This window comes from Cupriavidus metallidurans CH34 (genome assembly GCF_000196015.1).
GTDB lineage: Bacteria > Pseudomonadota > Gammaproteobacteria > Burkholderiales > Burkholderiaceae > Cupriavidus > Cupriavidus metallidurans.
On the sequence record NC_007973.1, the window covers coordinates 3502767 to 3523380 of the forward strand.

Here is a 20614-nt window from a genome sequence, read left to right on the forward strand (position 1 = left end):
GCCCCATTACGTCGACCATCGACATAAGGTACTCAAAAAGCAAAAAGGCCACGCTCTCGCGTGGCCTTTTCACATAATTCTTGGTGCCGGCTGCAGGACTCGAACCCGCCACCTGATGATTACAAATCAACTGCTCTACCTGATGAGCTAAGCCGGCATTTTTGGTGCAGTCCGCGATTCTACTTCAAGCGGACCGCTTTGACGATGGCTTATTTGACCACCTTCAGTGAAGGCTTCTTCCCGCCGATGCGTGGCACGGACGGCGGCGTCGGGTCGTCGTCAGGAGAGACGCCCTCTTCCGCCGTTACCGGCGCCGGCGTATCGCTGTCGACCGAGGCGAGCTTCGGCGGCGGGTTGTTCTCCCGCTCCGTCGCAGCCTGGGTTTCGGGGATACTACGTTCCACCGGGAACGCCATGCCTTGGCCGTTCTCACGCGCGTAGATCGCCAGCACGTTATCCACGGGCACTTCGATCTTGCGCGACACGCCACCGAAGCGCGCGCTGAACGTAATCCACTCGTTCCCCATATCGAGACCGCTGGTCGCGTCGAAGCTCACGTTCAGCACGATTTCGTTGTTCTTCACGAATTCGCGCGGCACGCTGGTATTGCCGTCGACGAAGACTGCGATGTACGGCGTGAAGCCGTTATCCGTACACCATTCGTAAATGGCCCGGATCAGATAGGGCTTGGTGGATGTTTCAGACATTACGCTTTGCGGTGGCGACGTCGGATGTGTCTTAGCGACGCATCACCTTTTCAGACGGGGTCAGAGCTTCGATGTAGGCCGGGCGGCTGAAGATACGCTCGGCGTACTTCAGCAGCGGCGCGGCGTTCTTCGACAGCTCAATGCCATAGTGATCCAGACGCCACAGCAGCGGGGCGATGGCGACGTCGAGCATCGAGAACTCTTCGCCGAGCATGTACTTGTTCTTGACGAAAATCGGGGCCAGTTGCGTCAGGCGGTCACGAATCGCGGCGCGGGCGCGCTCGTGATTCTTTTCAGCGGCCTTGCCCTTTTCGTTTTCCAGCACGTAGACGTGCGTGAACAGTTCCTTCTCGAAGTTGAACAGGAACAGACGGGCACGGGCGCGCTGCACCGGGTCGGCCGGCATCAGCTGCGGGTGCGGGAAGCGCTCGTCGATATACTCGTTGATGATGTTCGATTCGTACAGGATCAGGTCACGTTCGACGAGGATCGGTACCTGGCCGTACGGGTTCATCACCGAGATATCTTCCGGCTTGTTGAACAGGTCAACGTCGCGGATCTCGAAGTCCATGCCCTTTTCGAACAGGACAAGGCGGCAACGTTGGGAAAACGGGCAAGTGGTACCCGAATACAACACCATCATGGTTGAATTCCTTGGGTGTGGAGTGCGCCAGATCGATATAACTTCAGCGAACTTGGCAGAGCTAGGTCGGACAGGGCAAACATTCTGTCAGAACGCCCTATCGAAAAGCAAATAAGTTACAAATACAAGGTGTGCCCCCAAGCCGACTTGACCGAACGGCAGCCCGGTGTCGCGTAAAACAAAAGGGCCGACGCGGTGCTGCACTGCTGCAACCTCCGCGCCGGCCCTTCGGCGGGCACCGCCAGGCTGTTACAACCAGCCTGACAAGCCACACAGGCTTACCTCACATCTTTCCAGTAAGCGGCATTCAGGCGCCAGGCAAACACGGTGAACATGCCCAGGAACAGGAGCACCCACACGCCCAGACGCTTGCGATGGCTTTGTTCCGGCTCGGCCATCCAGTTCAGGTAGTTCACCAGATCGGCTGCGGCCTGGTCATATTCCTGCGAGCTCAGCTTGCCCGGGGTGATCTGCTCGAAACCTGTGAACTTGTGCACCTTCTCGCCGTGTTCCTCGGCTTCCGCGAACTTGGCGGCGCGCTGGCCCTGCAGTTCCCACAGCACGTGCGGCATGCCGACGCTCGGGAAGACCAGGTTGTTCCAGCCCGTGGCGCGGGTGTCATCACGGTAGAACGTGCGCAGGTACGTGTAGAGCCAGTCGTTGCCGCGAGCGCGGGCGATGACCGACAGGTCCGGGGGAATCGCGCCGAAGAATGCCTTGGCGTCCTTCGGGTGCATCGCGATTGTCATCGTTTCGCCCACCTTGCCCGCCGAGAACAGCAGGTTCTGCTGGATCTGTTCGTCGGTAAGGTCCAGGCCCTTGAGCCGGTTGTAGCGCATCATCGACGCGCCGTGGCAATTCAGGCAGTAGTTGACGAACAGCTTGGCACCGCGCTGCAGCGATGACACATCGCTCGTGTCCAGCGGCGCCGGCTCCAGCGGGAAGCCCCCTTCTGAAGCCATCGCGGGCATTGCCGCGAAACAAGCGCCGACCAGTGCGAAGATCGAAAGCAACTTTTTCATCTTGTGTCCTTGTCCTCTTGTAGGGTCGCGCAGCGTCTTAGTGCGGATGGAACGTGACGCGCTCCGGCACCGGCTTGAACGTGCCGGCACGGCTCCACAGCGGCATGGTCAGGAAGAAGGCGAAGTACAGCAGCGTACCGAGCTGCGACACCTTCTCACCCACCGGCGACGGCGGTTGCACGCCGAGGTAGCCGAGGATCAGGAACACCACCACGAAGACAACCAGGATCGTCTTGTGGAATGCGGGACGGTAGCGGATGGACTTGACCGGCGAGCAATCGAGCCACGGCATGAAGAACAGCACGATCACCGATCCGCCCATCACCAGCACGCCCCAGAACTTGGCGTCGATGAAATAGAAGCCCACGGCCAGGATCACCAGGATCGCCACCGAACCCATCTTGATGCGTGCATCCTTGGTGCGCAGGAACACCATGCCCAGCACGATGGCGAAGAACGCCCACAGGATCGGCAGGAAGTTCGCCGTGGTTGCGCGCAGCATCGAGTAGAACGGCGTGAAGTACCACACCGGCGCGATGTGCGGCGGTGTCTTCAACGGATCCGCCGGGAAGAAGTTGTTGGCTTCCAGGAAATAGCCGCCCACCTCCGGGAAGAAGAAGATCACGGCCGAGAAGATGATCAGGAAGCCGGCCACGCCCAGCAGGTCATGCACCGAGTAGTACGGGTGGAACGGGATGCCATCGAGCGGAATGCCGTTTTCATCCTTCTTCGCCTTGATTTCCACGCCGTCCGGGTTGTTCGAGCCCACTTCGTGCAGCGCGATGATGTGCGCCACCACCAGGCCCAGCAGCACCAGCGGCACCGCGATCACGTGGAAGGAGAAGAATCGGTTCAGCGTGGCATCGCTCACCACGTAGTCACCGCGGATGAACAGCGACAGGTCCTGGCCGATCACCGGAATCGCCGAGAACAGGTTCACGATCACCTGCGCGCCCCAATAGGACATCTGGCCCCAGGGCAGCAGGTAGCCCATGAACGCTTCGGCCATCAGGCACAGGAAGATCAGGCAGCCGAAGATCCAGACCAGTTCGCGCGGCTTTCGGTACGAACCGTACAGCAGCCCCCGGAACATGTGCAGGTACACCACGACGAAGAACGCCGAAGCGCCGGTGGAGTGCATGTAGCGGATCAGCCAGCCCCATGGCACTTCGCGCATGATGAATTCCACGCTGGCGAATGCCACTGGAATGCCAGCCGCGTTCAGCGTGCCGTCCGGCTTGTAGTTCATCACCAGGAAGATGCCGGTGACGATCTGGATCACCAGCACCAGCAGTGCGAGCGAACCAAAGAAGTACCAGAAGTTGAAGTTCTTCGGCGCGTAGTACTTGGAGAGGTGGTCTTCCCAAAGTTGGGTGGCTGGGAAGCGGGCGTCGATCCAACCCAGCAGCCCGGTAGTCTTGACTTCTTTTTCGGCCGCCATGATCAGGCTTCTCCTTTCTCGTCCTTGCCGATCACGAGCTTGGTGTCGGTCAGGAACTGGTACGGGGGTACGTCAAGGTTCTGCGGGGCCGGTTTGTTCTTGAACACGCGGCCAGCCAGGTCGAAGGTCGAGCCATGGCACGGGCAGAGGAAGCCGGGATCAGCGCCGAGCTGAGGGTTGGCGCCTGCGGGAAATGGGCCGGATGGCGAGCAGCCGAGGTGGGAACAGATTCCAACCACGACCAGCAGGTCCTTGTGGTCGGCACGGGAACGGCTTTCGTTCTTGCAGTACTCCGGCGTCGGCATCGTGAAGGGGACGTCGGAATTAGGGTCTGCGACTTCGGCGTCGGTCTTCTTCAGGGAAGCCATCATCTCCGGCGTGCGCCGCAGAATCCAGACTGGCTTGCCACGCCACTCCACCGTCATCATCTCACCGGGCTTCAGGGCGCCAATGTCCGCCTCGACCGGTGCGCCCGCAGCCTTCGCCTTCTCGGAAGGTGCAAAGGTACTCACGAACGGTACTGCTACTGCTACGCCTCCTACGCCGCCTGCGACAGAAGTCGCGATCAACCAATTGCGGCGACCTTTGTCCACGCTCTTCACGTCTTGCTGGTCACTCATTCCAAACCCCAGGGGATGTCATCAATTGAATCTTGCGTCAACAAAAAATTATACCTGAGGCACATCTGGCGACGATAGGCGAACTACGGATAGCCGACCGCGCTTTTATCGGTCATGGAGACGCAATTTCCGCATCCAGACTTGCACTCGAGGGTGCGATGATGCAGTCTCTGTCAAACTCAGACGTTAATCTGGAACAACAAAACGGAGAATAGCGCTATGGGAATGATGAGCGAGTTCAAGACCTTCGCCATGCGTGGCAATGTCATCGACCTGGCGGTCGGTGTCATCATCGGGGCGGCATTTGGCAAGATCGTCGATTCGGTCGTTAATGACCTGATCATGCCTGTCATCGGCAGAATCGTGGGAAAACTCGACTTTTCCAACATGTTTGTCATGCTGGCGGATCCCCCCCCAGGCACCCCGCAAACGCTGGATGCGCTGAAAAAAGCGGGCGTGCCGGTATTTGCTTACGGAAATTTCCTGACCATCGTGGTGAATTTCGTGATTCTCGCATTCATCATTTTCATGATGGTGCGTGCCTTCAACAAGATGCGCGAAAAGGAGGCAGAGCCTGCCGCGCCGGCCGTCACGCCGGAAGATATTGTTCTGCTCCGCGAAATTCGCGACAGCCTGAAAGCCCCGCGCAGCTGATGATTGCGGCCCGGCTCAGACCGGGTTCGGAATGTCGATGAAAGTGTGACGCAGCCCGAAGCGCTGCGCCAGATGTTCGCCCACTGCACGGATGCCGTAGCGTTCCGTCGCATGATGACCGGCAGCCAGATAGGCCACGCCGCTCTCCCGCGCCAGGTGCGTGGTGGGCTCGGACACCTCCCCACTCATATAAAGATCCACGCCCGCGTCCACCGCGGCCGCGAAGTACCCCTGCGCGCCGCCGGTACACCAGCCCACAGTGCGGATCATCTGGTCGGCGTCGCCGATGACCAGCGGCTCCCGCTCCAGCACGCCACCCACATGGGCCGCAAAGGCGCTGAGCGGCATGGGCTGCGGCAGCGTGCCGGTCCAGCCCAACTGATCATCGCTGAAGCGGCCCGTCGGGGTGATCCCGAGCTGCAGACCCAGTTGGGCGTTGTTGCCAAGCTCAGGATGGCTGTCTAGCGGCAGATGGTACGCCAGCAGATTGATATCGGCGCCCAGCAGGCGCTTCAGGCGGGCGTGTTTCTGGCCAACGATACAGGCGTCCTCATTTTTCCAGAAATAGCCGTGGTGCACGAGGATGGCGTCCGCGCCGGCTTCGATCGCCGCATCGATCAGCGCCAAGCTCGCCGTCACACCGGTGACAATATGGGCAACCTCCGGCCGACCCTGCACCTGGAGTCCATTCGGGCAATAGTCCTTGAAACGGGAAACCTGCAGCAGGTCGTTCAAGTACAATTCAAGCTCTTTTGTTTTCATTTTCTGCTCAAAAATCCAATATGTTGCGCCGCTTCTGGCTGTTCTTCGCTCAGGCTGTCACGGTTGTTCTGGCCGTGTGGTTCGTCGTGGCCACACTCAAACCCGAGTGGCTGCAGCGCGGGCGGGTGGCCGTGCAATCGGGTTCGCCCATTGTGGCGCTAAAAGAGGTCGTCCCCAGTGTGGAAGGTTCGGCCGCTCCGGGGTCCTATAGCGAGGCGGCCCGCCTTGCCATGCCCGCAGTCGTCAATATTTTCACCAGCAAGAACGGATCGAAGCGATCGCCCAATAATCCGCAGGCCGAAGATCCGTGGTTCCGGTTCTTCTTTGGCGACCGCTTGCCGGAGCGCCAAGAGCCGGTGTCGAGCTTGGGCTCGGGCGTGATCGTCAGTGCCGAAGGTTACATTCTAACCAACCACCACGTTGTGGATGGCGCCGACGAAATCGAGGTGGCGCTGACCGACGGACGCAAGGCAAATGCCAAGGTGGTGGGCTCCGATCCCGAAACCGACCTTGCCGTGCTGAAGGTCACGCTCAAGGACTTGCCTGCGATCACGCTGGGGCGGATCGAGAACGTGAAGGTGGGCGATGTGGTGCTGGCTATCGGCAACCCGTTTGGTGTCGGCCAGACCGTGACAATGGGTATTGTCTCGGCGCTCGGCCGCAGCCATCTCGGCATCAACACATTCGAGAACTTCATTCAGACCGATGCAGCGATCAACCCCGGTAACTCTGGTGGTGCACTGGTCGACGCACAGGGCAATCTGCTTGGCATCAACACGGCGATCTATTCGCGCTCCGGCGGCTCGCTCGGTATTGGCTTTGCGATTCCTGTGTCGACCGCCAAGCAAGTCATGGAATCGATCATCTCCACGGGTAGCGTGACACGTGGCTGGATCGGCGTGGAGCCGCAGGATCTGACCCCAGAGATTGCCGAGTCTTTCGGGCTCGAAGCCAAGGAAGGCGCGCTGATTGCAGCGGTGGTCCAGGGTGGGCCAGCTGACAAGGCCGGCGTCAAACCTGGGGATGTGCTGGTCTCGGTCGACAATCAATCGATCTCGGACACCACCGCCCTGCTCAACGCGATTGCACAGTTGAAACCGGGCGCCGAGGTGAAGATGAAGGTGATTCGACGCGGCAAACCGGCGGAACTCACTGTCACGATCGGCAAGCGCCCGCCTCCTCCGCGCAGGCCGATGCCGCTGGATGAGGAAGAGTAGGCAAGCTCGCTGCTCGCTAGTAAGTCATCCGGCATAGATATCAATACAAAAACCCCCGTCAGCAGTGACGGGGGTTTTTGTTTGTGCTGGCTGGGAGAGATATTCGTTTGGGTACATCGGCCCCCCCCGGAAGCACACGGCGCTCTTCGGCACACATGGATTCCGAAGGTATTGCTGCGGTGGATGAGAAGCCTAGCGCCCTACGATCACAGACTCGCTGCCTTCGCCAACCCCGTCCGGGCCGGCAGCATAAGGGCGACTCACCTTCCGTGTCCGCGTGCCCGGCATCGCTTTGGTCATCGGTCAGCAAGCCGGTGGCCATCCAGTATCGGACCGGATGAAGCCTCCGATTCGGGCCCGAAACCTATCGCTGGCATGCCCACACAATCAAAGCCCCGGACAAAACAAAACGCCGGCATCCGAAAGGATGCCGGCGTTCTGAAGCCAATCTGAAGCGGGCTTACACCCGCGTCAAATTAGAACTTGTGGCGCAGGCCAACCATGGCGCCGAACTGGTTGTACGAACCCAGAGTCGTGCCGAAGCCGGAGCCACCGAGGCTGCCCGGGCTAGCCGACGACGTGCCCAGAGTCGAGCCGTCCTTGTTCTTCGTGTAGGCCACGTTGAAGTAGGCGTCCGTACGCTTCGAGAAAGCGTAGTCCGTCGACACAACGAAGCTCCACGGATCAGCACCGGTGTTGCGGAAGTCTTGGTAGTACGCGGCGCCGGTCAGCGACAGAGCCGGGGTCAGCTGGTAACCCATGCCCAGCCAGTACAGGTTCGAGACGTTCGCAATCTTCGCAGCGCCGTCAACGGTGTTCACACCACCCGGCAGAACTGCGCCGCCTTGAGCGTGAGCGTAACGGTAGCCAGCGAACACCTTGGCCGGGCCGAAGGCGTACGTACCAGCGATCGACGTGCGGCGGATCTTGGCGCCGTCAGCAGCAGCGATACCAACGTTGGTTTCGTCATAGATGGCGCCAACGGAGAACGGGCCACCGTTGTACATCACGCTTGCGCTCATCTCGCGGCCCAGGTGGTAGTTACCCGGAACTTCGCCGCTGATACCTTGGTAGACGCTAGCCGTGCCAGCCGTGTTCGAGCCGGTGCTGTACAGCAGCGAGCCGGTCAGGCCACCGAACGTACCGATGTACTTGATCGAGTTGTCAGCACGTTGCTGGAATTCCGGAGCTTGAGCCGTGATCGAGTAGTTCGGCGAGATGGCCATCGGGTCGAAGGCCAGACCGAAGTCATAGAACGGCGTCTGGTGGCGACCCAGGGTCAGCGTGCCGAACTGGCTTTGCATACCGACGAAGGCTTGACGACCGAACAGACGGTTGTTTTGGCCCGACGTACCGGTGTCAACGTTGAAACCGCTTTCCAGCACGAAAACGCCCTTCAGGCCACCGCCCAGGTCTTCAACGCCACGCAGGCCCCAACGGCTGCCCGACATGCCGCCCGAGTTCAGGCGCACGACGTCGTGGCTACCGGACACGCCCGGCTGGTGGTTAGCGTACTCGACGCCAGCGTCAACCACACCGTACAGGGTCACGCTCGACTGGGCATAGGCGCCACCAGCGGCCAGAGCGGCGACGGCAGCAGCAAACAGTTTCATCTTCATATCGACACTTTCCTTGTCAACTGATTGGGAAATCTTGGTTGCCCAAGTGTTTGGGCGACGCATTCACCTTCACGTCTGCGTCGTATTATGTGTCACCCCCCTTGCTCGCCAGAAGTCTTTTTCGCCGTAAACGCGGTTTACCGACGCTTCTTGTTGTGATGAAGCAACAGCAATTGGGAGGACTTTCACCAAATTGGTGCAATGCGCAGCATTCAGTCTCAGGGGTTGCCAGCCGTTAACTGATGTCCTGGGACTCAATCTGCCTGGGTTTCACCCTCGGCAGGTGCACCAAGCGGCTGTTTCGAGACGAATCGCGCCATCAGCAGCCCGAGTTCGTACAACGCGATCAGGGGTACGGCCAGCAGGAGCTGTGACATGACATCCGGCGGCGTGACGACTGCGGCGATAATAAATGCGCCGACGATCACATAAGGCCGGATTTGCTTGAGCTTCTCGAGCTCGACCACGCCGAATTTCACCAGCACGATCACCACTACCGGCACTTCGAACGTAATGCCGAAGGCCAGGAATGTCGTCATGGCGAAACTCAAGTATTTGTCGATGTCCGTCGACATGTCCGCGCCAAGCGGCGCGTTGTAGTGCGCCATGAAGTGGAACACGGTCGGGAACACCAGGAAGTATGCGAATGCGACGCCGCACAGGAACAGCACATAGGTACTGGACACCAGCGGCACGACCAGCTTCTTTTCATGCTGATAAAGTCCCGGCGCCACGAACTGCCAGATCTGGTACAGCACCCATGGCAAGGCGATGAGGAATGCGACCAGCATGGTCACCTTCATCGGAACGAAGAACGAGCCGGTGACATCGGTGACGATCATGCGTCCGCCCTTGGGCAGCGAATGCAGTAGCGGGGCCGCGAACAGATTGAAGATCTGTGGCGCCCAGTAGACCATGGCCAGGAAAACAATAATCACCCCCGCCACCGCCTTGACCAATCGCTCGCGCAATTCGATCAGGTGGGAGATGAAGGTTTCCTGCTGGGATTCGTCGTTGGGGTCTGCGGAGCCCGCCATGCTTATTCGAAGAAGGAACGGTTGCGGCCACTGGCGGGCCGGTGGCGCTTCACGCGTGCGGCGCCGGACTGCACCCACATGCGCGTGTTTTGCTGACGCTTGAACCAGATCGGACGCGCGCCCTGCTTGACGCGCCAACTCTTGCGGCCATTGTGCGACTTGTGCGCGCTGTCCCAGCTGGGCACATAGCCCGAACCCGTGTCGCTGGACGATGACGACGAGGCCGAGCCATCAAACGCTTCGTTAAGCGCCTGGGTGTGCTCGCTGACTTCCTTGTGGATGGTCTGCTCGACGTCGCGCGCGGCGTTCTCGAATTCCGTGCGCATCTTGCGCAGTTCCTCGAGTTCCACCTCGCGACTGACTTCGGCCTTGACGTCATTGATATAGCGCTGGGCGCGACCGACCAGCGCGCCGACGGTCCGCGCGACCTTCGGCAAACGCTCGGGGCCGATCACGATCAGCGCGACGGCGCCGATCAGTGCCAGCTTGGAAATGCCGAGATCGATCATGCAGACATCAGAACAGGGACACGGGAATGGCGGGCCGTCGCAACGTACGTGGCGGCGGCCGCCGCAAGGGTGACTGGCAAGGAGAAAATTCCGTCAGACAATTATTGCTGACGCGACTTTTCCTTGGCTTCGACGTCGATGGTGGTGGAATCGCGCAGTTCCTTGGCCGGAGTCGGAGTGGCCGGCTCGTCGGTATTGCCTTCCTTCATGCCGTCCTTGAAGCCCTTTACCGCACCACCCAGATCCTGGCCAATATTGCGCAGCTTCTTGGTACCGAAAACGAGCATGACGATCACCAGCACGATCAGCCAATGCCAAATGCTAAACGAACCCATTTCTTGCTCCTGATAAAGCCGCGGGCGTCGGAAGATATGCCGCCCGGCCCCGTAGTTCCGTCCCTCAAAGGCCGCGCCGGGCGACGGTTGCCGGCGCGACACCGGACCGCGACATCCGTCCCGGTCCACTCATACCTTGGTTGCCCCGAACAGTCAGGGCGCCGGCGCCTTCCACTGGCTGCGCGGTCCGCCCATCACGTGGATGTGGAGGTGGAACACTTCCTGTCCTCCGTCGGTGCCGGTGTTGATCACCGTCCGGAATCCATTGTTGCAGCCGGCCTGGCGTGCCAGTTCGGGCACCTTAAGCATCATTCTAGCAAGCACATCCGATTCGCCGGGACCGCAATCGGCCAACGAATCGACATGCGATTTAGGAATCAGCAGAAAGTGTACCGGCGCTTTGGGGTGGATATCGTGAAACGCCAGCAAGTCTTCGTCCTCATACACCTTGTTCGAAGGAATCTGGCCGGCCACGATCTTGCAGAAAATGCAATTGTCCTGGGTTTTCATGGAGATCTTGTTGCAGCTTGTCCGAATAATGCCTAGTCACTTCCGGACTTGCCGCCATCGTCTTGGGACGCCTCAGAACTGCTCGTCCGGATACATCGGCTTGCGATCATTCAGATACAGCCAGCCTTTGACGATACGATACAGCATCCACAATGACAGAACACTCCACAGGCCGATCGCCACCGGAAACAGCAATACCGTGACGAACATGCAGCCGCCCACCACGAACCACACAATAGACCACCAGAACGTGCGGATCTGCCAGGCGAAGTGCGAAGCGTAGAGCGTGCCCCGAGTGTCGTCGCGCTTCACGTAATTGACGATGATCGCGATCAACGCCGTGATGCCACCGGTGAACCAGTGGACTGCATAGAGCGCATAAAGAATGTGCGTGAGCTTGCGCAGGCCATCGAGCCTGTCAGCATCCGCGGTCGTCGTGACTTGCGAGGTATAGTCCGTCGCCATCATGCCCTCCAGGATCAAGCCGCGCCCGAACCGGTTCGGGCCGCGTGACTCGTATCCTACTCCTTGCGGCTGGCCTTCTCGACCAGTCCGGACAATCCTTCGCGGCGCGCCAGTTCATTGACGACGTCTTCCGGGGTCCGACCGATGCGAGCCAGCAGCACCATGGTGTGGAACCACAGGTCGGCCACCTCGTAGACCACCTTGCTAACGGCCTCGTCGGCCAAGTCTGCAGCCCGTGCATCCTTGGCGGCCATGACCGTTTCGGTGGCTTCCTCGCCGATCTTCTTGAGAATCGCGTCGTCACCCTTCTTGAACAGCTTGGCGACATAGGATTTCTCCGGGTCACCACCGTTTTCGGGCTTGCGCGATTCCAGCGTGGCCGCCACGCGGGCCAGGATATCGGCCTGAGACAGGTTATCGCTCATGGCTTGGCCGCGTAGATCGAGGACGGGTCCTTGAGCACCGGCTCGACGGTCTGCCAGTCCCCGGACTCGACATCGCCCTCGAACTTCTGGAAGAAGCATGAGTGACGGCCGGTGTGGCAGGCGATGCTGTCGATCTGCGTCACCTTGAGCAACACCACGTCTTCGTCACAATCCAGACGAATCTCATGCACTTTCTGGACGTGGCCTGATTCTTCGCCCTTGTGCCACAGGCGCTTGCGCGAGCGCGACCAGAACACGGCCTCGCCCAGTTCCACCGTGCGTTGCAGCGCGTCGCGATTCATGAACGCGAACATCAGGACGTCGTTGGAACCGACTTCCTGGACGATCACCGGCACCAGACCGTTGTCGTCCCACTTCACCTTGTTCAACCACTTCTTCGCCATGATCACATCCGGACGGGAATGCCCTCGCGGGCCATGAAAGCCTTTGCCTCACCAACGGTGTGCTCGCCATAGTGGAAGATGCTGGCGGCCAGTACGGCGTCGGCGTGTCCCAGGCGGATGCCATCGGCCAGATCCTGCAGGCCACCGACCCCGCCAGATGCAATAACGGGCACGGGCACCGCGTCGCTGACAGCACGCGTGAGTTCGAGGTCGAACCCGCTCTTCGTGCCATCGCGATCCATGCTGGTCAGCAGAATCTCGCCCGCGCCGCGCCGTGCCATCTCGCGGGCCCACTCCACCGCATCGAGTCCGGTGGCCTTGCGGCCGCCGTGAGTGAACACTTCCCAGCGCGGCGGTTCGCCGGGCGCGGAGCTGCGCTTGGCGTCGATGGCCACAACGATGCACTGCGAGCCGTACTTGCCCGTTGCGTCGGACACGAGCTGCGGATTGGCGATGGCCGACGAGTTCACGCTGATCTTGTCTGCGCCTGCATTCAGCAGTCGCCGCACATCTTCCACAGTGCGCACGCCACCCCCGACGGTCAGCGGTATGAACACCTGCGACGCCACCGCCTCGATGATGTGCAGGATCAGGTCGCGGCCGTCGCTGGTTGCCGTGATGTCGAGAAATGTGATTTCATCAGCACCCTGCTCGTCGTAGCGCCGCGCGATCTCGACGGGATCGCCCGCGTCGCGCAGCTCGACGAAATTGACACCCTTGACCACCCGCCCATTGGTCACGTCCAGGCAGGGGATGATACGTTTGGCTAACATGAGTTTCCTTGCCCGCCGTCGCCCGCATCGGCGACGGCTGGTTGTGGCGCGCGAGCTTGGATTACTCCGCGCCCAGCTTGTCCGCGTGGGCCTGGGCCGCCGCGAAATTCAGGTCGCCCGAGTAGATCGCGCGGCCGCAGATCACGCCTTCCACGCCTTCGCCTTCCACGGCGCAAAGCTGGTCGATGTCGGCCATGTTCGACAGGCCACCGCTGGCGATCACCGGGATCGACATCGACCGGGCCAGCTTGACCGTGGCGTCGATATTGATGCCCTGCAGCATGCCGTCGCGACCGATGTCGGTGTAGATGATCGACTCGACACCGTAGTCTTCGTACTTGCGTGCCAGGTCCGCCACCTCGTGACCGGTCAGCTTGCTCCAGCCATCGGTGGCCACCTTGCCGTCCTTGGCATCGAGGCCGACGATGATGTGGCCGCCGAATGCGGCGCAAGCGTCCTTGAGGAAGCCGGGGTTCTTCACCGCTGCCGTGCCGATGATCACGTACGACAGGCCGTCATCGAGCCAGCGCTCGATGGTATTCAGATCGCGGATGCCGCCGCCAAGCTGGACGGGGATCTCGTCGCCAACCTCGGCAATGATGGCCTTGATGGCGGCTTCGTTGCGTGGCTTGCCAACGAATGCGCCATTCAAGTCGACCAGATGCAGGCGACGCGCGCCCTGGTTGACCCAGTGACGTGCCATGGCGGCGGGATCTTCGGAAAAGACGGTGGCCTGGTCCATGTCGCCTTGTTTGAGGCGTACACACTGACCGTCCTTCAGGTCGATGGCCGGAATGAGCAACATATGCGTGACGAGCGTGGTGGTTGTGTAAAGGGAAAAAGGTAGCGATTCCGACGCCGGGCGTCGGCGCTCAGGTCATGTCAGTTTGGCAAAAGATGCGCAGTCTGGTTGGTGGCTCTGAACGAAAAGGTGATCGCTGTACGGTATTACTGGCGCTTCAGGTAACAGGTGCTTCTGACGCTTTACGGATTCCAGTGCACGAAATTCCGGTATAGCTGCAAACCCATCGCGGCGCTCTTCTCCGGGTGAAACTGCGTGGCGAAAATATTATCGCGTGCCACCGCACTGGTAAACACGACGCCATATTCAGTCTCGCCGGCGATGTGGGCCGGATCCTGCGCGTGCACATAGTAGCTGTGCACGAAGTAAAACCAGCTGTTGTCCGGAATGCCATTCCACAGCGGATGCGGCTTCGACTGGCGTACCCGGTTCCATCCCATCTGCGGCACCTTGTAGCGCGAGCCGTCGGGCTGCGTCATGCCTTCCAGTTCAAAACGGATCACCTCGCCGGGCATCAGCCCCAGCGCCGGCGTGCTGCGTTCGCCCGCACGAGCTTCGCTGCTACGTTCGAACAGCATCTGTTCGCCAACGCACACGCCCAGCATCGGCTTGGTCGCGGCGGCTTCCAGTACCGCCTCCTGCAGGCCGGAATTGCCAAGCGCGCCCATGCAGTCAGGCATCGCGCCCTGCCCCGGCAGGACCACGCGGTCTGCCGCGCGGATCGCTTCCGGGCGATCCACAACCTGGACATCCGCCTCCGGCGCCGCCGTGCGCAGGGCCTGCGCTACCGAGCGCAGGTTGCCCATGCCGTAATCCACAATTGCTATGGTAGTCATGATTTCAAAACAGGCAACAATGTCTTCAGCCCGTCCACAATGAATTCAACGGCCAGCGCCGAGAGTATTAGACCCATCAGGCGCGTGCCAATATTGATCCCGGTCTGTCCGATCACCCGCGCGATGGGGTCAGCCGCGCGGAACGTCACATACACCACAGCGCCAAGCAACACGCCAATGCCAACCAGGATCAGCAACTGGTACCAGTGCTGCGTCTTGCCCGCATAGACGATCACGGTACTGATCGACCCCGGCCCGGTCAGCAGCGGCAGCGCCAGCGGCACCACCGCGATACTGGCCTTGGCTTCGGCCTCATTCTCTTCCTCCGGCGTGGCCTTGGTACGACTGGTCTGCGCGTTCAGCATGTTCATGGCCATCATGACCATTAGCAAGCCGCCACCCACTTCCAGCGAGGCCACCGAGATATTGAAGAACTCGATGATCTGCTGGCCGAGCAACGCCGAGACCCCCACCACGATCGCCACCGATACCGATGCCGTCTTGATGGTCCGCAGCTTTTCCGCCTCGGTCTGCTGGCTGGTCAGGCTGATGAAGAACGGGATCGCCCCGATCGGATTGATCAGCGCCAGCAGCGAGATGAAGGACTTGAGCGTATCCATCGGGTGCGGGTGTCGGTGGTGGTCAGCGGGCGCCGCAACCAGCCGGCACGCCTACAGGGTGGCGCGTGAGATCAACCTGGCTTAGAGCGTGCCCTTGGTCGACGGAATCGTGTTGGCCGCGCGCGGATCCAGCTCCACCGCCATGCGCAGCGCACGCCCGAAGGCCTTGAACACCGTTTCGCATTGATGATGGGCGTTGATGCCGCGAATATTGTCGATATGGAGCGTCACGCCGGCGTGATTGACGAAACCGCGGAAGAACTCGATCGTCAGGTCAACGTCGAAGCTACCCACACGGGCGCGCGTGAACGGCACGTGGAACTCCAGGCCCGGACGGCCCGAGAAGTCGATCACCACCCGCGACAGGCACTCGTCGAGCGGCACGTAGCTGTGCCCATAGCGCGTGATGCCCTTCTTGTCGCCGATGGCACGCGCCACGGCCTGGCCCAGCGTGATGCCGACGTCTTCCACCGTATGGTGATCGTCGATATGGGTATCGCCCGTGGCTTCGACCTCGAGGTCGAACATGCCATGGCGGGCAATCTGATCCAGCATGTGGTCGAGGAACGGCACGCCGGACGCCAGTTTCTGGCGGCCAGTGCCATCGAGATTCAGCGAAACGCGGATCTGCGTTTCCGAAGTATTGCGGGTGACCTCTGCGACACGCATGGTGGGGTTAATCCTGCAACGAGGCCTTGAATGCCTCAAGAAACTGCGCGTTTTCTTCCGGAGTGCTGACCGTCACGCGCAGACAGTTGGCCAGCAACGTGTGCATTTTACTCACGTTCTTGATCAATACCTTCCGGGCCAGCAGGCGATCGAAGATCTGTGCAGCATTCGGCACGCGCACCAGCACGAAGTTGGCCGCGCTCGGGAACACCGTCACGCCCGGCATTCCGGCCATGGCCTCGACCAGTTTCGACCGTTCCGCACGCAACTTGGCGGCCTGGTCATCCAGTACGGCCACGTGTTCGAGGGCGAACAGCGCGGTGGCTTCGGTCAGCACGTTGACGTTGTACGGCGGGCGCACCTTGTCGAGCTGCGACAACCATTCGGGCGCGCCGGCTACATAGCCCAGACGGATACCGGCCAGACCAAGCTTCGACACGGTACGCATGACCAGCAGGTTGCCGAATTCCGTCAGGCGCGGCATCCAGCTTTCCTGCGCGAACGGCTGGTACGCCTCGTCGACCACCACCAGGCTCTGGCACACCTCGCCTTGGGCGGCACGCACGATCGCCGCCATATCGTCGGCGTCGAACAGGTTGCCCGTTGGGTTGTTCGGGTAGGCCAGATAGATGATGGCGGGCTTGTGCTCGGCCATCGCCGCCAGCATTGCCGCGCGGTCCAGCGTGAAGTCCGGGCGCAGCGGCACACCAACGAACTCGAGCCCGGCGAACTGCGCCGACATTGCGTACATGACGAAGCCCGGCACCGGCGCCATCACCTTGGCACCCGGCCTGGCCGCGGCCAGCGACAACATGCTGATGATTTCGTCGGAGCCATTGCCCAGCAGCACATCCATGCCGGCCGGCACGTTCATCACCGTCTTGAGCTTGGCGCGCAGCGCCTCGCTGCTCGGCACCGGATAGCGATTCAGCGCGACCTCGCCGAGCCGCGCGGCCAGTTGCGCGCGCAGCTCGGGCGGCAGCCGGTACGGATTCTCCATCGCGTCGAGCTTCACCAGTCCGTGCGAATCGGCCACGTGGTAGGCGCCCATGGCGCGCACGTCGTCACGGATGATGCGTTCGATCAGGGATGGGTCTACGGCTGACATGATGGTCCTCGTTGGTCCTGCTTTGATGAATCCAGCTTAACGTTTGAAGCGGTACTCGGCACTGCGCGCGTGGGCCTGCAGGCCTTCGCCATAGGCAAGCTCGGCAGCGATCTGGCCCAGCATCTGCGCACCGTTCTCGCTCACCTCGATCAGGCTCGAACGCTTCTGGAAGTCATAGACACCCAGCGGCGACGAAAAACGGGCGGTGCGCGAAGTGGGGAGCACGTGGTTCGGGCCGGCACAGTAGTCGCCGAGCGACTCGCTCGTGTAACGGCCCAGGAAGATGGCGCCGGCATGGCGAATCTTCTCGCTCCACTGGCGCGGATTCTCGGCGGAGATCTCGAGGTGCTCCGGCGCGATCGCGTTGGCAATCTCGCAGGCTTCCTCCATGTCGCGCACCTTGACCAGTGCGCCACGGCCCGACAGCGACGCGGCGATGACCTCGCGGCGGGGCATCGTCGGCAACTGGCGCTGGATACTTTCCAGCACGCGGTTCAGGTACTCGGCATCCGGGCACAGCAGGATCGATTGCGCGAGTTCGTCGTGCTCGGCCTGCGAGAACAGGTCCATCGCCACCCAGTCGGGGTCGGTGGTGCCATCGCAGATCACGAGGATTTCCGACGGGCCGGCGATCATGTCGATACCGACCGTGCCGAACACGCGGCGCTTGGCAGCGGCCACGTAGGCATTGCCCGGGCCGACGATCTTGTCGACCTGCGGCAGCGTGGCGGTGCCGTACGCGAGCGCGCCCACGGCCTGCGCGCCACCAATCGTGTACACGCGATCGACGCCGGCGATCTGCGCGGCGGCCAGCACCAGTTCGTTACGCACGCCGCCCGGCGTCGGGACGACCATGATGACTTCCTTGACGCCAGCCACGCGCGCCGGAATTGCATTCATCAGCACCGACGACGGGTAGGCGGCCTTGCCACCCGGCACGTAGAGGCCCACGCGGTCGAGCGGGGTCACCTTCTGGCCCAGCATCGTGCCATCGGCCTCGGTGTATTCCCAGCTATGGCTGCCGCATTCGATTTTCTGCTTCTCGTGGTACGCACGCACGCGGGCAGCGGCGGCTTCCAGCGCGGCGCGGCGCTTCGGCTCGAGGTCCTCCAGCGCGGCTTCCAGTTCGGATTGCGACAATGCCAGTGCCGACATCGACGAGGCCTCCATGCGATCGAAGCGGCGCGTGTACTCGAGCACGGCCTCGTCGCCACGGCGGCGCACATCGGCCAGGATATCGGCAGCAGCGCGGTCGATCGCCTCGTCTTCGGATGCTTCGAACGCCAGCACCTGACGCAGCGCGCCGGCGAAACCGGGCTCGCGCGAATCAAGCCGGCGGATCGACAGGTTTTCCATTTCGGTATCGTTCATGACTTCTTTCCTCGCGGGTCTCCGGTCACCGCCCGCCTCAGGCGAGCGCGGCCGAGGCCCGTTCAAATGCATCGAGAATCGGCGCCAGCCGTTCGCGCTTGAGTTTGAGCGCTGCCTGGTTGACCACCAGACGCGACGAGATCTGGACGATCTCCTCCACCTCGACGAGGTTATTGGCGCGCAAGGTGCTGCCGGTGCTGACCAGATCGACGATCGCGTCGGACAGCCCCACCAGCGGCCCCAGTTCCATCGAACCGTAGAGCTTGATCAGATCAACGTGCACACCCTTCTTCGCGAAGTGCTCGCGCGCGGTCTGCACGTACTTGGTGGCCACGGCCAGGCGCGCGCCCTGGCGCACCGCATTGACGTAGTCGAAGCCGGCCGGCACCGCCACAGACATGCGGCAGCGCGCGATGTTCAGGTCGATCGGCGCGTAGAGGCCGGCCATGCCGTGCTCCATCAACACGTCCTTGCCGGCCACGCCGAAATCGGCCGCGCCGTACTGCACGTAGGTCGGCACGTCCGAAGCACGCACGATGATCACGCGCACAGCCGGATCGGACGTGGGCAGGATCAGTTTGCGCGAAGTCTCGGGATCCTCTGTCACCTGAATGCCGGCGGCAGCCAGCAGTGGCAGCGTTTCCTTGAAGATGCGGCCCTTTGACAGTGCCAGCGTAAGCTGGTCGGGCGAAGCATTGAAAGCGGGGCTCATCGTAGATTCTTCAGCAGTGTTCGGGGGCGGCTTGCCGTTTCGGCATCGTTCGTGGCGGGCGTCGTGCCTCAGCTGATGCGGAGGATCTTCGCGCCGACCGCGGACAGCTTGTTTTCCATGCGGTCGTACCCACGATCCAGGTGGTAGATGCGGTCGATCACCGTCTCGCCATCCGCCACCAGACCCGCGATCACGAGACTGGCCGACGCGCGCAGGTCGGTGGCCATCACGCTGGCGCCGGACAGTCGCGGCACACCGGTCACCACGGCCGTATTGCCTTCGGCGGTGATGTTGGCGCCCAGGCGGTTCAGTTCCTGCACGTGCATGAAGCGGTTCTCGAAGATCGTCTCGGTGATACGCGCGGTACCCTCGGCGACGGCATTGAGCGCCATGAATTGCGCCTGCATGTCGGTCGGGAACGCCGGGTATTCGGAGGTGCGGAAGCTCACGGCCTGCGCGCGCTGCGGCATGGCCAGGCGAATCCAGTCATCACCGGTTTCCACGGTAGCGCCGGCTTCGCGCAGCTTGATCAGCACAGCGTCGAGAATCAGCGGCGGGATGCCGCGCAGCACGATGTCGCCAAGCGTGGCCGCTGCGGCGCACAGGAACGTGCCCGCCTCGATGCGGTCGGCCACTACCTTGTGCTCGGCGCCGTGCAGGCGATCCACGCCCTGCACCACCAGGCGGTCAGTACCGATGCCTTCGATCTTGGCGCCCATCTTCACCAGCAGTTCGGCCAGGTCGGTGACCTCGGGCTCGCGCGCGGCGTTTTCAAGCACGGTCTCGCCTTCGGCCAGCGTGGCTGCCATCAGCAGATTCTCGGTGCCGGTCACGGTGATCATGTCCGTGACCACGCGAGCGCCCTTCAGACGATTGGCGCGGGCATGAATGAAGCCGTGCTCGATGGTGATCTCGGCGCCCATCGCTTGCAGGCCCTTGATGTGCTGGTCCACCGGACGCGCGCCAATGCCGCAACCACCGGGCAGCGATACACGTGCCTCGCCAAAGCGCGCCACCAGCGGCCCGAGCACGAGAATCGACGCGCGCATCGTCTTCACGAGGTCGTACGACGCTTCGGGCGAGTTGATGTCGGCGCCCTGCAACGTGGCGACGCCGTCGACCATCTCGGCCTTCATGCCCATCTGGCGCAGCAGCTTGAGCATGGTGCGCGTGTCCTGCAGGTCGGGAACGTTGCCGATGGTCACCGTATCGGCGGTCAGCAGGCCGGCGCACAGGATCGGCAGCGCAGCGTTCTTGGCGCCCGAGATGCGGATTTCGCCCTTGAGCGGCCCATTGCCCTGGATCTGGAATTTGTCCATGTTCTGTCAGTAGTCCCAGCCGGGCACACGCCCA

At 61.7% G+C, this 20614-nt stretch carries 25 protein-coding genes and 1 tRNA gene; 2 read left to right on the top strand and 24 right to left on the bottom strand.

Annotated elements, in window-relative coordinates; genetic code table 11:
- Nucleotides 1–81 precede the first annotated feature (81 nt).
- The 6 genes from RMET_RS16175 to petA form a co-directional block, all read right to left on the bottom strand.
- Nucleotides 82–157 (bottom strand) — tRNA-Thr (locus RMET_RS16175).
- A gap of 52 nt (nucleotides 158–209) precedes the next feature.
- Nucleotides 210–707, bottom strand: a complete 498-nt coding sequence (locus RMET_RS16180) for a ClpXP protease specificity-enhancing factor (RefSeq protein WP_011517709.1) — start codon at nucleotides 705–707, stop codon at nucleotides 210–212.
- Between the two features lie 31 nt (nucleotides 708–738).
- Nucleotides 739–1350 carry a glutathione S-transferase N-terminal domain-containing protein gene (locus RMET_RS16185; RefSeq protein ID WP_008643086.1) on the bottom strand — a complete coding sequence of 204 codons (612 nt, stop codon included), beginning with the start codon at nucleotides 1348–1350 and terminating at the stop codon, nucleotides 739–741.
- A 278-nt stretch (nucleotides 1351–1628) separates the two neighbouring features.
- Nucleotides 1629–2372 (bottom strand): cytochrome c1, encoded by a 744-nt coding sequence (locus RMET_RS16190; protein WP_011517710.1) that lies wholly within the window; start codon nucleotides 2370–2372, stop codon nucleotides 1629–1631.
- Nucleotides 2373–2409: 37 nt separating this feature from the next.
- On the bottom strand, nucleotides 2410–3813 hold the full coding sequence (locus RMET_RS16195) for a cytochrome b (RefSeq protein WP_011517711.1): 1404 nt from the start codon (nucleotides 3811–3813) through the stop codon (nucleotides 2410–2412).
- A 2-nt stretch (nucleotides 3814–3815) separates the two neighbouring features.
- A complete protein-coding gene (gene petA, locus RMET_RS16200) occupies nucleotides 3816–4433 on the bottom strand; it encodes a ubiquinol-cytochrome c reductase iron-sulfur subunit (RefSeq protein WP_011517712.1) in 618 nt (205 codons plus the stop codon).
- Nucleotides 4434–4652: 219 nt separating this feature from the next.
- Here petA and mscL point away from each other — a divergent pair, with 219 nt between their 5' ends.
- Complete coding sequence (gene mscL, locus RMET_RS16205; protein ID WP_011517713.1) at nucleotides 4653–5087, top strand: large conductance mechanosensitive channel protein MscL; 435 nt, start codon at nucleotides 4653–4655, stop codon at nucleotides 5085–5087.
- A 15-nt stretch (nucleotides 5088–5102) separates the two neighbouring features.
- On the opposite strand, the gene RMET_RS16210 is transcribed toward mscL, so the two are convergent.
- The gene (locus RMET_RS16210) at nucleotides 5103–5849 is read right to left on the bottom strand and encodes a Nif3-like dinuclear metal center hexameric protein (protein WP_011517714.1); all 747 of its coding nucleotides are present in this window, start codon (nucleotides 5847–5849) and stop codon (nucleotides 5103–5105) included.
- Between the two features lie 20 nt (nucleotides 5850–5869).
- Between RMET_RS16210 and RMET_RS16215 the strand changes: the two genes are divergently transcribed.
- On the top strand, nucleotides 5870–7066 hold the full coding sequence (locus RMET_RS16215) for a Do family serine endopeptidase (RefSeq protein ID WP_011517715.1): 1197 nt from the start codon (nucleotides 5870–5872) through the stop codon (nucleotides 7064–7066).
- A 476-nt stretch (nucleotides 7067–7542) separates the two neighbouring features.
- Here the strand turns inward: RMET_RS16215 and RMET_RS16220 are convergent, their stop codons facing one another.
- The 17 genes from RMET_RS16220 to murA all read right to left on the bottom strand — a co-directional run bounded on the left by RMET_RS16220 (nucleotide 7543) and on the right by murA (nucleotide 20580).
- Nucleotides 7543–8685: a porin gene (locus tag RMET_RS16220; protein WP_029309858.1), complete on the bottom strand. Its 1143-nt coding sequence runs from the start codon at nucleotides 8683–8685 to the stop codon at nucleotides 7543–7545.
- A 254-nt stretch (nucleotides 8686–8939) separates the two neighbouring features.
- On the bottom strand, nucleotides 8940–9722 hold the full coding sequence (tatC, locus tag RMET_RS16225) for a twin-arginine translocase subunit TatC (protein WP_008643069.1): 783 nt from the start codon (nucleotides 9720–9722) through the stop codon (nucleotides 8940–8942).
- A 2-nt stretch (nucleotides 9723–9724) separates the two neighbouring features.
- Nucleotides 9725–10231 (bottom strand): Sec-independent protein translocase protein TatB, encoded by a 507-nt coding sequence (tatB, locus tag RMET_RS16230; RefSeq protein WP_011517717.1) that lies wholly within the window; start codon nucleotides 10229–10231, stop codon nucleotides 9725–9727.
- A gap of 101 nt (nucleotides 10232–10332) precedes the next feature.
- Nucleotides 10333–10566 (bottom strand): Sec-independent protein translocase subunit TatA, encoded by a 234-nt coding sequence (gene tatA, locus RMET_RS16235; RefSeq protein ID WP_011517718.1) that lies wholly within the window; start codon nucleotides 10564–10566, stop codon nucleotides 10333–10335.
- A gap of 153 nt (nucleotides 10567–10719) precedes the next feature.
- Entirely contained in the window at nucleotides 10720–11076 is a 357-nt protein-coding gene (locus tag RMET_RS16240) for a histidine triad nucleotide-binding protein (protein WP_008643063.1), read from the bottom strand.
- 72 nt (nucleotides 11077–11148) lie between these two features.
- Nucleotides 11149–11544, bottom strand: coding sequence for a DUF4870 family protein (locus tag RMET_RS16245; RefSeq protein WP_008643061.1), 396 nt, complete (start codon nucleotides 11542–11544; stop codon nucleotides 11149–11151).
- Between the two features lie 53 nt (nucleotides 11545–11597).
- Complete coding sequence (locus tag RMET_RS16250; RefSeq protein WP_008643059.1) at nucleotides 11598–11966, bottom strand: phosphoribosyl-ATP diphosphatase; 369 nt, start codon at nucleotides 11964–11966, stop codon at nucleotides 11598–11600.
- A complete protein-coding gene (gene hisI, locus RMET_RS16255; protein ID WP_008643058.1) occupies nucleotides 11963–12370 on the bottom strand; it encodes a phosphoribosyl-AMP cyclohydrolase in 408 nt (135 codons plus the stop codon). Before hisI ends, RMET_RS16250 begins: the two co-directional genes overlap by 4 nt.
- 2 nt (nucleotides 12371–12372) lie before the next feature.
- Nucleotides 12373–13143: an imidazole glycerol phosphate synthase subunit HisF gene (gene hisF / locus RMET_RS16260; protein ID WP_008643056.1), complete on the bottom strand. Its 771-nt coding sequence runs from the start codon at nucleotides 13141–13143 to the stop codon at nucleotides 12373–12375.
- A 61-nt stretch (nucleotides 13144–13204) separates the two neighbouring features.
- A complete protein-coding gene (gene hisA, locus RMET_RS16265; protein ID WP_008643054.1) occupies nucleotides 13205–13948 on the bottom strand; it encodes a 1-(5-phosphoribosyl)-5-[(5-phosphoribosylamino)methylideneamino]imidazole-4-carboxamide isomerase in 744 nt (247 codons plus the stop codon).
- Nucleotides 13949–14127: 179 nt separating this feature from the next.
- Nucleotides 14128–14781, bottom strand: a complete 654-nt coding sequence (gene hisH, locus RMET_RS16270) for an imidazole glycerol phosphate synthase subunit HisH (RefSeq protein WP_011517720.1) — start codon at nucleotides 14779–14781, stop codon at nucleotides 14128–14130.
- Nucleotides 14778–15401, bottom strand: coding sequence for a YchE family NAAT transporter (locus RMET_RS16275; protein ID WP_008643049.1), 624 nt, complete (start codon nucleotides 15399–15401; stop codon nucleotides 14778–14780). The genes hisH and RMET_RS16275 overlap by 4 nt, the downstream gene beginning before the upstream one ends.
- Nucleotides 15402–15482: 81 nt before the next feature.
- Entirely contained in the window at nucleotides 15483–16070 is a 588-nt protein-coding gene (hisB, locus tag RMET_RS16280; protein WP_011517721.1) for an imidazoleglycerol-phosphate dehydratase HisB, read from the bottom strand.
- A gap of 7 nt (nucleotides 16071–16077) precedes the next feature.
- Nucleotides 16078–17178 (bottom strand): histidinol-phosphate transaminase, encoded by a 1101-nt coding sequence (gene hisC / locus RMET_RS16285; protein ID WP_011517722.1) that lies wholly within the window; start codon nucleotides 17176–17178, stop codon nucleotides 16078–16080.
- A 36-nt stretch (nucleotides 17179–17214) separates the two neighbouring features.
- On the bottom strand, nucleotides 17215–18549 hold the full coding sequence (hisD, locus tag RMET_RS16290; RefSeq protein ID WP_011517723.1) for a histidinol dehydrogenase: 1335 nt from the start codon (nucleotides 18547–18549) through the stop codon (nucleotides 17215–17217).
- Between the two features lie 37 nt (nucleotides 18550–18586).
- Nucleotides 18587–19261 carry an ATP phosphoribosyltransferase gene (gene hisG, locus RMET_RS16295; protein ID WP_008643045.1) on the bottom strand — a complete coding sequence of 225 codons (675 nt, stop codon included), beginning with the start codon at nucleotides 19259–19261 and terminating at the stop codon, nucleotides 18587–18589.
- A gap of 68 nt (nucleotides 19262–19329) precedes the next feature.
- A complete protein-coding gene (murA, locus tag RMET_RS16300) occupies nucleotides 19330–20580 on the bottom strand; it encodes a UDP-N-acetylglucosamine 1-carboxyvinyltransferase (RefSeq protein WP_011517724.1) in 1251 nt (416 codons plus the stop codon).
- Nucleotides 20581–20614 lie beyond the last annotated feature (34 nt).

What these genes read in the sequence shown, in the direction of transcription:
- RMET_RS16180 (WP_011517709.1), bottom strand. Translation starts at nt 707, where the DNA reads ATGTCTGAAACATCCACCAAGCCCTATCTGATCCGGGCCATTTACGAA.
- RMET_RS16185 (WP_008643086.1), bottom strand. Translation starts at nt 1,350, where the DNA reads ATGATGGTGTTGTATTCGGGTACCACTTGCCCGTTTTCCCAACGTTGC.
- RMET_RS16190 (WP_011517710.1), bottom strand. Translation starts at nt 2,372, where the DNA reads ATGAAAAAGTTGCTTTCGATCTTCGCACTGGTCGGCGCTTGTTTCGCG.
- RMET_RS16195 (WP_011517711.1), bottom strand. Translation starts at nt 3,813, where the DNA reads ATGGCGGCCGAAAAAGAAGTCAAGACTACCGGGCTGCTGGGTTGGATC.
- petA (WP_011517712.1), bottom strand. Translation starts at nt 4,433, where the DNA reads ATGAGTGACCAGCAAGACGTGAAGAGCGTGGACAAAGGTCGCCGCAAT.
- mscL (WP_011517713.1), top strand. Translation starts at nt 4,653, where the DNA reads ATGGGAATGATGAGCGAGTTCAAGACCTTCGCCATGCGTGGCAATGTC.
- RMET_RS16210 (WP_011517714.1), bottom strand. Translation starts at nt 5,849, where the DNA reads ATGAAAACAAAAGAGCTTGAATTGTACTTGAACGACCTGCTGCAGGTT.
- RMET_RS16215 (WP_011517715.1), top strand. Translation starts at nt 5,870, where the DNA reads ATGTTGCGCCGCTTCTGGCTGTTCTTCGCTCAGGCTGTCACGGTTGTT.
- RMET_RS16220 (WP_029309858.1), bottom strand. Translation starts at nt 8,685, where the DNA reads ATGAAGATGAAACTGTTTGCTGCTGCCGTCGCCGCTCTGGCCGCTGGT.
- tatC (WP_008643069.1), bottom strand. Translation starts at nt 9,722, where the DNA reads ATGGCGGGCTCCGCAGACCCCAACGACGAATCCCAGCAGGAAACCTTC.
- tatB (WP_011517717.1), bottom strand. Translation starts at nt 10,231, where the DNA reads ATGATCGATCTCGGCATTTCCAAGCTGGCACTGATCGGCGCCGTCGCG.
- tatA (WP_011517718.1), bottom strand. Translation starts at nt 10,566, where the DNA reads ATGGGTTCGTTTAGCATTTGGCATTGGCTGATCGTGCTGGTGATCGTC.
- RMET_RS16240 (WP_008643063.1), bottom strand. Translation starts at nt 11,076, where the DNA reads ATGAAAACCCAGGACAATTGCATTTTCTGCAAGATCGTGGCCGGCCAG.
- RMET_RS16245 (WP_008643061.1), bottom strand. Translation starts at nt 11,544, where the DNA reads ATGATGGCGACGGACTATACCTCGCAAGTCACGACGACCGCGGATGCT.
- RMET_RS16250 (WP_008643059.1), bottom strand. Translation starts at nt 11,966, where the DNA reads ATGAGCGATAACCTGTCTCAGGCCGATATCCTGGCCCGCGTGGCGGCC.
- hisI (WP_008643058.1), bottom strand. Translation starts at nt 12,370, where the DNA reads ATGGCGAAGAAGTGGTTGAACAAGGTGAAGTGGGACGACAACGGTCTG.
- hisF (WP_008643056.1), bottom strand. Translation starts at nt 13,143, where the DNA reads ATGTTAGCCAAACGTATCATCCCCTGCCTGGACGTGACCAATGGGCGG.
- hisA (WP_008643054.1), bottom strand. Translation starts at nt 13,948, where the DNA reads ATGTTGCTCATTCCGGCCATCGACCTGAAGGACGGTCAGTGTGTACGC.
- hisH (WP_011517720.1), bottom strand. Translation starts at nt 14,781, where the DNA reads ATGACTACCATAGCAATTGTGGATTACGGCATGGGCAACCTGCGCTCG.
- RMET_RS16275 (WP_008643049.1), bottom strand. Translation starts at nt 15,401, where the DNA reads ATGGATACGCTCAAGTCCTTCATCTCGCTGCTGGCGCTGATCAATCCG.
- hisB (WP_011517721.1), bottom strand. Translation starts at nt 16,070, where the DNA reads ATGCGTGTCGCAGAGGTCACCCGCAATACTTCGGAAACGCAGATCCGC.
- hisC (WP_011517722.1), bottom strand. Translation starts at nt 17,178, where the DNA reads ATGTCAGCCGTAGACCCATCCCTGATCGAACGCATCATCCGTGACGAC.
- hisD (WP_011517723.1), bottom strand. Translation starts at nt 18,549, where the DNA reads ATGAACGATACCGAAATGGAAAACCTGTCGATCCGCCGGCTTGATTCG.
- hisG (WP_008643045.1), bottom strand. Translation starts at nt 19,261, where the DNA reads ATGAGCCCCGCTTTCAATGCTTCGCCCGACCAGCTTACGCTGGCACTG.
- murA (WP_011517724.1), bottom strand. Translation starts at nt 20,580, where the DNA reads ATGGACAAATTCCAGATCCAGGGCAATGGGCCGCTCAAGGGCGAAATC.